The 10940-nt window shown below is 46.1% G+C and carries 14 protein-coding genes; 8 read left to right on the forward strand and 6 right to left on the reverse strand.

Annotated elements, in window-relative coordinates:
• The 3 genes from VIP81_RS04810 to VIP81_RS04820 all read right to left on the reverse strand — a co-directional run.
• A partial coding sequence (locus VIP81_RS04810; protein WP_331957343.1) for a hypothetical protein occupies positions 1-232 on the reverse strand: 232 nt, incomplete at its 3' end.
• Complete coding sequence (locus VIP81_RS04815) at positions 229-1218, reverse strand: HlyD family secretion protein (RefSeq protein WP_331957344.1); 990 nt, start codon at positions 1216-1218, stop codon at positions 229-231. The genes VIP81_RS04810 and VIP81_RS04815, both read right to left, overlap by 4 nt.
• A 13-nt stretch (positions 1219-1231) precedes the next feature.
• Positions 1232-2686 carry a TolC family protein gene (locus VIP81_RS04820; RefSeq protein WP_331957345.1) on the reverse strand — a complete coding sequence of 485 codons (1455 nt, stop codon included), beginning with the start codon at positions 2684-2686 and terminating at the stop codon, positions 1232-1234.
• 323 nt (positions 2687-3009) lie between these two features.
• Between VIP81_RS04820 and VIP81_RS04825 the strand changes: the two genes are divergently transcribed.
• The 8 genes from VIP81_RS04825 (at position 3010) to VIP81_RS04860 (ending at position 7504) form a co-directional block, all read left to right on the forward strand.
• Positions 3010-3543 (forward strand): YceI family protein, encoded by a 534-nt coding sequence (locus tag VIP81_RS04825; RefSeq protein ID WP_331957346.1) that lies wholly within the window; start codon positions 3010-3012, stop codon positions 3541-3543.
• Between the two features lie 131 nt (positions 3544-3674).
• Positions 3675-4607 carry a ring-cleaving dioxygenase gene (locus VIP81_RS04830; protein ID WP_331957347.1) on the forward strand — a complete coding sequence of 311 codons (933 nt, stop codon included), beginning with the start codon at positions 3675-3677 and terminating at the stop codon, positions 4605-4607.
• 1 nt (position 4608) lies between these two features.
• On the forward strand, positions 4609-5238 hold the full coding sequence (locus VIP81_RS04835; protein WP_331957348.1) for an alpha/beta hydrolase: 630 nt from the start codon (positions 4609-4611) through the stop codon (positions 5236-5238).
• A gap of 9 nt (positions 5239-5247) precedes the next feature.
• Positions 5248-5649: an OsmC family protein gene (locus VIP81_RS04840; protein ID WP_331957349.1), complete on the forward strand. Its 402-nt coding sequence runs from the start codon at positions 5248-5250 to the stop codon at positions 5647-5649.
• A gap of 2 nt (positions 5650-5651) precedes the next feature.
• Positions 5652-6095 carry a (4Fe-4S)-binding protein gene (locus VIP81_RS04845; protein ID WP_331957350.1) on the forward strand — a complete coding sequence of 148 codons (444 nt, stop codon included), beginning with the start codon at positions 5652-5654 and terminating at the stop codon, positions 6093-6095.
• A gap of 10 nt (positions 6096-6105) precedes the next feature.
• Positions 6106-6378, forward strand: a complete 273-nt coding sequence (locus VIP81_RS04850) for a GNAT family N-acetyltransferase (protein WP_133809634.1) — start codon at positions 6106-6108, stop codon at positions 6376-6378.
• A gap of 139 nt (positions 6379-6517) precedes the next feature.
• Positions 6518-7093 carry a YeeE/YedE family protein gene (locus VIP81_RS04855; protein ID WP_331957351.1) on the forward strand — a complete coding sequence of 192 codons (576 nt, stop codon included), beginning with the start codon at positions 6518-6520 and terminating at the stop codon, positions 7091-7093.
• Complete coding sequence (locus VIP81_RS04860; protein WP_331957352.1) at positions 7094-7504, forward strand: DUF6691 family protein; 411 nt, start codon at positions 7094-7096, stop codon at positions 7502-7504.
• Between the two features lie 73 nt (positions 7505-7577).
• On the opposite strand, the gene VIP81_RS04865 is transcribed toward VIP81_RS04860, so the two are convergent.
• The 3 genes from VIP81_RS04865 to VIP81_RS04875 form a co-directional block, all read right to left on the reverse strand.
• Complete coding sequence (locus tag VIP81_RS04865) at positions 7578-8150, reverse strand: DUF4142 domain-containing protein (protein ID WP_331957353.1); 573 nt, start codon at positions 8148-8150, stop codon at positions 7578-7580.
• A 242-nt stretch (positions 8151-8392) separates the two neighbouring features.
• Positions 8393-9517: a zinc finger domain-containing protein gene (locus VIP81_RS04870; protein ID WP_331957354.1), complete on the reverse strand. Its 1125-nt coding sequence runs from the start codon at positions 9515-9517 to the stop codon at positions 8393-8395.
• A gap of 85 nt (positions 9518-9602) precedes the next feature.
• Positions 9603-10715 (reverse strand): SPFH domain-containing protein, encoded by a 1113-nt coding sequence (locus VIP81_RS04875; protein WP_331957355.1) that lies wholly within the window; start codon positions 10713-10715, stop codon positions 9603-9605.
• Positions 10716-10940: the final 225 nt, after the last annotated feature.

Raw genomic sequence — 10940 nt, forward strand, 5'->3', positions numbered from 1 at the left:
TATGAATACTTTCCGTTTGCTCCAGCATGAAAGTGAACTTGCGGGACAGCGGCGAATTCGATTCATCCCAGATGGCTACGGGCATATCGCGGGCAAACTGGTTGCTGTAGATATAGCCATATAAAAAGCATACCAGCGCCGGCAATACCAGCAATACGAGGTAATGCTCCGGAAGGCGAAGTATGCGCTTCCATTCCCTGATGGTGATATGAATAATAGAACGCAACATCATGGCAGGATCATGGAGGCCGTCATTCCCGGGCGCAGTCCCCTGATGTCGGTTTGATGGATAGGTTTCAGATCTACCGTGAAAGTGCGCAGTTCAAATTTGCCCTGCTCTTTTACCGGTACCCAGTTAGCGAAGGTGAGTGATGGTGACACCTTGAACACTTCCGCCTCGAAGCTTTCCGGATCACAGCCGGGCACGCGTACTTTGAATTTGCTGCCCAGCGGAAAGTCTTTCATATCATCCTGGCGGATGTTATAAGTAATATGATAGGTAGCGGGTTTCTGTATAGTCATGAGCGGATAACCGATAGATACAATTTCTCCTTCTTCTATTACCATAGAAGTAATGATGCCATCGGAAGGCGCATGGATATAGGTATTGTCGGATAATGCTTTGGTGAGTTCATAGCCCTGTTCTGCCTGACGCACAATGGCGGCGGCAGTAGTAATGAGTTCGGGGCGGCTGCCTTGTTGCAGCATATCCATATTCAGTTTGGCCGTTTCCATTTCTTTTTTGGCGGCCTGTAGTTTAAAATAAACCAGGTCTTTTTCCTGTCCGGAAATCACATCATCATTAAAGAGGTTCTGCATGCGCTGATAGGTTTTCTGCATCAGCTCATATTGTTGCTGGGTGATATTATATAAGTTGTCGGCGGCTTTGATGGCTTCGGGCCGGGCGCCTTTCTGCAGCAGGGTGAGTTGCCCTTTGGCGGCATCTATGGCTGCTTCTGCCTGATTTCGGATGGCGTTTATTTCGGTAGATCTGAGTACGCCCAGCAGCTGCCCCTTCCGGATGGTGTCTCCTTGTTTTACCAACAGGCTATCCAGGCGACCGGGAAATTCTGCTGCTACATCTACATAATCCGCGTCTACCATCCCTATTGCAGACTTATCTGCTGCAGCGGGCTTCTTTACAAAGAAGACCAGTGCAATAATGAGTATGGCAACGGGGATCAGCAGGGCCCAATAATTTTTTATTACAGCTCTCATGAATTATATCTGTTTATCTGTCAACGTAAGTAGCAAATTGTTCCGGTGTACCCACTACATTCCAGTATTCTGCCAGGGCGAGGTAATAGCCCATTACAGCGGTATAATAGATCTTCTGCATTTCTTCTTCCTGCAGGAGTGCATCATTTACATCTTTTACAGAAGATAGCTGGTTCTGCATCCTGTCTGTTACCAGTACTGTGGTGATATGCGCCTGTTGCCGGGCGCTGTCGAGCGAAGCCACATCATTTTGCAGCGCCTTCATTTGGTTCATGGAAATACGCAGTCGTAGTTCCAGTGTGGTTTTGGTATGAGCGGCGGCCAGCTGCGCTTCTTCTACCAGCATTTTAGATGCTTTGGTGCGTTTGAATTTCTGGAATCCGTCGAAGAGGTTCCATTGCATTTCCACGCCAATGAGCCATGGGGGGATGGTAACGGGCAAATCTTTCTGATAAAGATTTAAGCTGCCGATTGCAAATATATTTGGTAATGCCAGGGAGCGGGAAGCTTTCACCGCTACATTGGCCAGGTCTGTTTTATTTTCTACCAACCGGTAGGTGGGGTTGTTGCGCAGCTGTTCCATCTGACCGGTTTCGGCAACGGGTTTCAATTCATACTGCAGCGTATCATCAATGAAGATGGGTGTTTCCAGTGGCTGGCCGAGCAGGTTATTGAGTTCCAGCAGGGCATTTTGTTTTTCCAGTCCGAGGTTGCTGTAACGGTTGGTTGCCTGTACATAGGCCACCCGGGCCCAGTTGAGCAAATACGGCGGCAGGATCTGGTTATCTTTTAAAGAAGTGGCGTAGTCCCGGTTTTTCTTAAACGACTCCACAATCACTTCTTCATGTGCCATAATGGTATTCAGATAAAGGATGCGGAGGTACTGCGCGCTGATGGCGAAGTACAATCCTTTTTCCACTACCTGCTGATTAAATTGTCCGGCTGCCACCTGTGTACGTGCCAGCTGTTGGGCGGCGGCAATTTTTCCGCCCAGGTATATCGGCTGCCTCAGTGCCAGGGCAGCTGTAAAATAAGACTGTTTGGCGAGTGCCGGGTTGTAATCCGGATACACTGTATTGAGGATTCCTTTGGTAGCGTTGTAGATCACATCCTGCACGTTTTGGGGAAGGGGTTGTCCCGTGATCTGTTGATAAACGGTATTGGCAGTATTTACACTTTGCGCAGAAGAACCGTTTACCACGCCGTCTTTCACCTGTTGCAGATTTATTTCCAGTGGTTTGCCCAGGTAGTTATATCCGGCGAGGAGATCCACTTTCGGGTAGTAGGACCTGTTTTCCGCCTGCAGGTTATATTCCCTGGCCTGCTGGGAGCGTTGGGCCTGCTGTATCAGCGTATTTCCCTGCTTTGCGAGTTGATAACATTGCTTTAAAGTCAGCTGTTGTCCGTTTTGCTGCGCCTGTGCATACAGTACGCTGAATAGCGGCATTAGAAGCAGGTAATATCTCATACGGTTTTCTTTTCATCAGGAAGGTCTCGAAATGACCTTAACACCTCAAAACAATATTTCATGAATAATGTTTGAAGTATTTGAAAAAAATGATACATAATTTGATAATAAAGTACTTACCTTAAAATCCTTATCTTTAGTAACTGCTGTAAATAGTACATCAATTACAGTATTTGATCCATTTTAACCCTTACATTAGCGCCCGATATTTGTGAAACAATTACAATGAACAATAAGCGTAGTTGCATGTTAAAATATACCCCTGCAGCGGCTTTCGGGGCAACAATACATTTCATTGATTCACTATAAAACAACATTTACTTATGGCAAAGCAACAATGGGCTATCGACGCTGACCACAGTGAGCTGGGATTCAAAATCCGTCACCTGATGATCACCAATATCAATGGTAAGTTCCACAACTTTACCGTGGAAGCAGAAACAGAAGAAGAAGATTTCATGACGGCAAAGGTGAAAGCAACGATAGATGTAGATAGTATTTCTACGGGTAGTGTAGACAGGGACAATCACCTTCGTTCTCCGGATTTCTTTGATGTAAATAAATACCGGAATATCACTTTCGAAGCCACTAAGTATGAAAACGTGGACAATGATGGCTCTTATGAATTATACGGCGATCTGACGATCCGCGATGTAACGAAGAACGTTAAACTCGCGGTAGAATTCGGCGGTGTGGTAAAAGATCCGTGGGGCAATACCAAAGCGGGTTTTACTATCAATGGTAAAATTAACCGTAAGGATTTTGGTCTTAGCTGGAATGCTGCCACAGAAACAGGTGGTGTGTTGGTAGGTGATGATGTGAAGATATACTGCGAAGTGCAGTTGATTAAGAAATAGCTTTTAGCTTTTAGCTGTTAGCTTTTAGTAAATGCAGCGGAGACAATGTTATGTTAATCTCCGCTGCATTTACTAAAAGCTAACAGCTAAAAGCTAAAAGCTAACAGCTAAAAGCTCTAAAAAAAACATCTATGAACGAAATAACAGGACTCCATCATATTACCGCTATCTCCGGCAATGCTAAAAAGAATTATGATTTTTATACCCGGGTAATGGGTTTACGTTTTGTTAAGAAGACCGTGAATTTTGACGACCCGCATACTTATCATTTTTATTATGGAGATGAAACCGGTACGCCTGGCACTATCCTGACTTTTTTCCCCTGGCAGGATATTATGACAGGACGCAGGGGTACGCATATGGCCACGGAAATTGGTTATTCGATACCCGAAGGCAGTATTGATTTCTGGCTGAAAAGATTCGAGCAAGAGAATGTCATCTACAATAAACCTTCTTCCAAATTCGGTGAAATATACCTGACCTTTATAGATCCTGATGGATTGAAAGTGGAATTAACGGTGCCCGAAAAACCGGACAACAGACAACCCTGGGTAACCAGTGAAGTAGGTGAAGAAAACGCTACGCGCGGCTTTCACCATGTAACGCTCACCCTGGAAGATGTGCAGCCCACGGCAGATTTGCTGGTATCTGTGTTTGGCTATAAACTAGAAAAAAATCACACCAACCGTTATCGCTTTGCCAGTCCTGCTGGTGAAACGGCCAACTACATAGACCTGGTAGAAGCCAAAGGCGAGCCCCGTGGTCATGTGGCGGGAGGAAGTGTACATCATATTGCCTTCCGGATGAAAGATGATGCCATGCAAATGCATTACCGGGAACTACTCGAGGCACGTGGTTTAGATGCCACACCGCAGCTGGATCGCAAATATTTCCGTTCTGTTTATTTCAGAGAGCCGGGTGGTGTTTTATTTGAGCTGGCAACAGATGTACCGGGATTTACGGTAGATGAACCCGCAGCAGAACTGGGGACTCACCTGATGTTGCCGCCTCAGTATGAAGCGCAGCGGGAAGAGATTGTGAAAAAACTCATTAAACTGGATTAGCATGGATTTCAGGCCGATGCAATATATTTATGAACCAGTTGGTAACGAGGCCGCCTATACGCTATTACTATTACATGGTACCGGCGGAGATGAGCGTGATTTATTACCACTGGCTGGATCGCTGGGAAAAGGATTCAATATCGTGAGTTTGAGAGGCAATGTAGAGGAACAGGGTATGCCCCGTTTCTTTCGTCGTTTAGGCATGGGCGTATTTGATGAAGAAGATGTACATTTCAGGACGCATGAAATGGTACATTTTCTTCAGGAGCTGGCGGCAACAGAAGGTTTTGACATCAACAAAATGATTGCTGTGGGCTATTCCAATGGCGCCAACATTGCGGGTGCCGCTCTTATTTTATATCCCGAGTGGCTGGCCGGTGCGGTATTGTTTCGCCCTATGCAGCCGCTCAGTGGACTGGAAGATTCGTTTGAAACACAGCGGCAGCAACCGGTATTTATGAGTTCCGGCACGGAAGACGTGACGATAGATCCTGCCGCCACTGCAGCATATGCCAGCTTGTTGAGTGCCAATGGATTTAAAGTAAGTACCTATCATATCAATACGGGGCATAACCTGGTACAGCAGGATATTAGTTTAGCCGCCGAATGGATCGCCACTAATTTTCAGTAAAAAAAACACATGGACCAGGAAGTTAAAGTAAGTTTATCAGGACATCCCTACCAGGTATCAATAGAAGCCAGGGATCATCGCTGGCTGGCAGACGAGCCCGCAGAAGCAGGTGGCGGCGATACCGGCCCGCAACCAGGAGAATTATTACTGAGCAGTTTGGCCGCCTGCACAGCCGTGACCGTAAAAATGTATGCTAACAGAAAAAAGTGGCCACTGGATAATGTAGAAGTGGAGCTACGCTTTAATAGTGCCGGTAAGCCCGATCCGCTCACAACCGTGATAGATATGGAAGTTCATTTTACAGGTAACCTGAGTGAGGAACAGCTGGCCAGATTATTACAGATAGCCCACTCCTGCCCTGTTCACAAGATATTGAGCAATCCCATTATAGTGAATACAAAAGCTGTTTAACGATGAAAGATATTACCAAACACTACACCAACGGAACTGTTACCATTGTATGGAAGCCGAATGTCTGCATCCATTCAGAGGTATGCTTTCATGGTCTTCCGGCGGTATTTAACCCTAACCAGAAACCCTGGATCATTGCAACAGCTGCTACTACGGAAGCAATTGTAGCGCAGGTAAAACAGTGTCCCTCTGGTGCGCTCACCTATTTCATGAATGCCGAAGTAGCCGCACAGGGCGGTGTAGAGCCACAAATTTCTGCTGAAAGCATTGTAGAGCCCACACCTAACGGACCATTACTGGTATATGGTAATATTATTGTGAGAGATGCCAGCGGCAAAGAAACCCATAAAAACAAAGTCACTGCTTTTTGTCGTTGCGGAGGATCTTCCAATAAGCCCTATTGCGATGGCACACATACTAAAATTAATTTCTCCGACAAATCCTAATGCGCCTGATATGGAATTGACTATTCAAAACAATACAACCAAACATCAGTTTGAGACCGTGGTAGACGGACATACGGCACTGATTGCCTATACCCTGTTTCCCGGTGGCATTGCCTATATTCACACAGAAGTACCTCCGGAGCTGGAAGGCAAAGGTATAGCCGGTCAAATGGCCAAGTATGTGCTGGAATATGCGCGGGAAAATCACCTGAAGGTAAAACCTTATTGTCCTTACGTGAATGCCTATATGAAAAGGCATCCGGAGTATAATGACTTATTGTGAAGAATTACGAATTACGAATTACGAATTACGAATTACGAATTACGAATTACGAATTTGCGGGGAGACAGTAAACGCGTATATCTCCCCACAAATCCGTAATTCGTAATTCGTAATTCGTAATTTCATTAAAACGCTCTCTATGCAACTATTAAAATTTATCCAGCAGCCCTGGCATTGGTCGGTGTCGGGAGTGTTAATAGGGCTTACGGTGCCGATACTGCTGATACTGGGCAATAAAGCCTTTGGTATTTCCTCCTCATTGCGGCATATTTGCGCGGCCTGTTTCCCGGCTGATATTTCATTTTTCAAATACGACTGGAAAAAGGAATCCTGGAATCTCTTTTTCGTAGCGGGTATTATGCTGGGTGGTTTCCTGGCGGGTCATTACCTGCAGGATGGTAATGATATACAGGTAGCCGCGGCCACGCAGGAGCGGCTAGCCGCTTATGGGGTACATGATTACAGTGCGCTGTTGCCCCCCGAAATATTCAGCTGGTCCAACCTGTTTACCTGGAAGGGACTGATTTTCTTTGTATTTGGGGGCTTCCTCGTTGGCTTCGGTACCCGTTATGCCGGTGGTTGTACTTCCGGGCATTCTATTATGGGTCTGTCTAATCTGCAATGGCCTTCGCTGATAGCTACGTGTTGCTTTATGGCCGGTGGATTTTTCAGCGCGAATGTATTGATCCCTTTTATTTTTAAATGCTTTCAATAGATGAAGAATATAAAATTTCTGATAGCGGGTATTTTCTTTGGTGTAGTGCTGGTAAAGGCACAGGTGATCAGCTGGTTCCGGATTCAGGAAATGTTTCAGCTCACGTCTTTTCATATGTATGGTGTGATTGGTACAGCGGTGGTTACTGGTCTTATTTCGTTGCAACTGATCAAACGATTTAATATTAAAACGCTTTCTGGTGATCCCATCTCAGTAGCGCCTAAAACATTTAACAAAGGACAGATCTTCGGCGGCCTGATATTCGGGCTGGGATGGGCCATCACAGGGGCTTGTCCGGGGCCACTCTTTGCGCAGATCGGTACTGGGTTTACCGTAGTAGCCGTAACGCTATTAAGCGCTATTGCAGGCACCTGGGTGTATGGCGTCTTGAAGCCGCGATTACCTCATTAAAAAGAAAAGCTTCAAGGTGCTGGCCCTTGAAGCTATGGTTACTATTCTCTGCATTCACTCATTCGCTGAGGCATTATTTCTTCCAACTGTCTTTAATTGCTTTGGCGGAATCCAGGTGTGCCTTTAAGGTAGGCAATGTGTTACGGGCCCATGTTTTCAGGGCATCGTCTGTTACATTATCGGATGCTTTTTCAAATTCGTCGACTACTTTTTCATGGCCTTCTGTCATCATATCAATGTAGTGTTTATCAAAATCCTTCCCACTTTTCTTAGCCATTTCATCGATATGTTTTTTATCATCGGTAGATAATTCTGCGGGCAACGTGATATTTTCTTTTGCTGCCAGTGCTTTCAGTTCATCTCCTGCTTTGCTGTGATCGTTGACCATCATGGTACCAAAAGCTTTCACTCTTTCGTTCTGTGCTTTCTCCTGTGCCAGCTTTCCCATCGCCACTTCTTTCATGCCGGCGTTGGCTGCGTCCACAGCGAACTGAGATGATTTTTCATCTACCGGTTTTACGGTTTCATTAATACTCTGTGCGCTGTCTACCGGTGGCTCCGACTGTGGGTTCTTCGCATTGTTACCACATGACTGCGTCATCCATACGGCTAAAAATGTTGCTGATAAGATCACTAACTTCTTCATCGTTTTATTGTTTTGGGTTTGTAATAGGTGTGTCTGTTTACATGGATAGCTTTGCAAAAACGGTACCCGGAAGAAGATAGCCCGATAAAACACAGTACCGACGAGCATTTCAAAGGATAGTTTCAAAAATAGCAGACACAAAATGATGTAGACTGTTTTCCCCAGAGCGCGAAAAAAAAATGGTTATTCCCTTTCCATCTTATGAAAAGGGAATAACCATTTATGTGTAACAAAAAGAAAATTTATTGTGACTGCGCCAACGAATAAATAACAATGATTGCTAAGATAATACCCAGGATAAGGCCAACAATTTTGATCCAGCTATATGGACGATCGCCGGTTACTTCTCCCGTACAGGCATTTACCACAAAGTGATACAGCTTTCCATTGTAACGGTAGGCACTGATCCAAACAGGTAGCAGCAGATACTTTAAGCCGAGGTTATCGTATGCTACATCGTAGTTATCGATACTTTGTTCATCCCCACCGATATCATCACAGATCTCATCGCGGATGATGGGATCCATTCTTTTCTTGGCGGTGACCAGTGCCTGCTCGGCATTGGTTTGATACAGCTCTGCGCGGAAACCACTCAGATAACGGCCATCATACTTTTTGAGCTGGTCCAGGTGCCAGGGCTCCAGGATCTCTGCCATTTTTAGCGGCAGAGAAGGACTGGCGGATACCAGTACATCGCGGAAGTTGTTGTTCACCCTGCCGGAAGCCGGGTACCATGCCGTGTGCCGTACCTGTCTGGTTCGGGTAACGGTTTTACCATCTTCTTCTGTCGTATAGCTTTCGGTAGTGTAATAATATTCCCCACGCTGCCCGGTATATTCAGTTTCGGTATCTGTATCGTAGCTCCAATGAGGAATGTAGATCCCTTTCAGTTGCTGGGAGGAACCGTCTTTCACCTTCTTTACCATGTCTGAGGGAGCAAACCAGAGTTTACTCATCCAGGTCCGGAAATATTGCAACGCCTCGCTGTCTTTCACCGCAAAAGGCAATACATAATGAGGTTGCAGGATAGCGGTGGTTTGAGCGGTATCAATCACGAGCGGCGAGGCGCAGAATGGGCAGGAATCCGCAGTTACATTAGGTAACATGGTAGTAGAAGCACCACAGCTTACACATTTCACCACTACGGCCTGTTGGGTAACTTCGGTATGACTTTGCTGCTCTGCCAGAAACTGATCATAGCTGACCGGTTGAATGGCAGCAGGCAATGTTTCATCTTCAATCTGATTCACTGTGCCGCAGTATTCACATTTCAGGCTATTGGTACCTGGGGCATAATGCAGGATGGATCCACAGTTCTGGCATTTTAGCGAGTTGACTGTTTCGCTTGTTTTTTCCTCAAAAGACATAGGAATATTTTGGTAGCGGGTAATTGGCGGGGTAGATTGTTTTGTTCTAACGCCATCTACCCCGTCATTATCCGATCATTGATTTTTATGGTAATGGTGGAGGTACGGTGGCTAATACCGGTGCCAGTTCTGGTACGGTAGCTGCGGCAGACCAGGCGGCCATACCGGTTTTCCACACCAGCGTTTGTGCGTTGAGGCTACCGGCAGCGGCAAGCTGACGGAGTTGGTCGGAATCAAAAGGACCACTTTGTTTACCATCTACTGCTACAAAGAAAGGAGCAGCTGTAGGCAATGGTGGAGGTGCACCACCGCCGGCATTTGCTTGTTGTTGATTATTATTTTGGAAGATGTTACCTACCTGTCCCATCATAGCTGCGCCCATACCCGCACCCAGTCCGGCTGCAGCGAGACCGCCGCCGGAAGGATTTTCTGCTGCTTTTTCCATGGCGTTTGCTGCCTGGAACTGAGAGTATGCACCCAGGTTGCCGACAATGCCGATGCTGCTGCGCTTATCAAGTGCGGCTTCTACTTCAGGCGGCAGGGAGATATTTTCAATGAGGAACTTGGTTAATTCCAGTCCCAGTTCATTGAATTCAGTACCTATTTTACCAGTGATAGCAGTGGATACTTCTTCGTAGTTCGCTGCCAGGTCCAGTACCGGGATTTTCGCTTCTGCAATGGCTTCCATACCGCGGGACACCGCGAGGTTGCGTAACTGCTCGTTAATGCCTTCTACGGTAAATTCCGGATTGGTGGCAGCTACTTCTTTCAGAAATCCTCCTGCATCTTTTACGCGGAAAGCATAACTACCAAAAGCACGGATTCTTAATGGCCCAAACTCTGCGTCGCGGAGCATCACCGGGTTTTTAGTTCCCCATTTCTGGTTGGTAAACTGACGCATGCTCACAAAGAACACATCGGCCTTAAAAGGGCTGTTGAAGCCATATTTCCAGCCCTGTATGGTACTTAATATGGGCATATTTTGTGTAGTCAGCGTATACATGCCGGGTTGAAATACGTCGGCAATCTTACCTTCATTCATAAAAACAGCCACCTGTGACTCACGCACGGTAAGCTTGGCGTTCATTTTTATTTCATTCTGGTAGCGGGGAAACTTCCACACAATGGTATCCGTGGACGCGTCGGTCCACTCAATAATGTCAATAAATTCGTTCCTGAGCTTATCAAAAATTCCCATAGTAACAGGTTTTATAGTCGCTCAAATTTAGAGAATTATTCATTCGAAAAGCTATTTCCGAAAAGTTATAATTTCCCCAAAGTTACTTCACCGTTGCTTTCAGCCATTTTTCCAGAAGGCCTGGCCAGGCATCGGCTGCCGGGTTGCCGGAACGTAAGCCATATCCATGGCCTCCCTTGTTGTAAAAATGCAATTCTACGGCAGCTTTGGCATCGCGGAGGGCGC

It is taken from the genome of Chitinophaga sp. (assembly GCF_036566945.1).
GTDB lineage: Bacteria > Bacteroidota > Bacteroidia > Chitinophagales > Chitinophagaceae > Chitinophaga.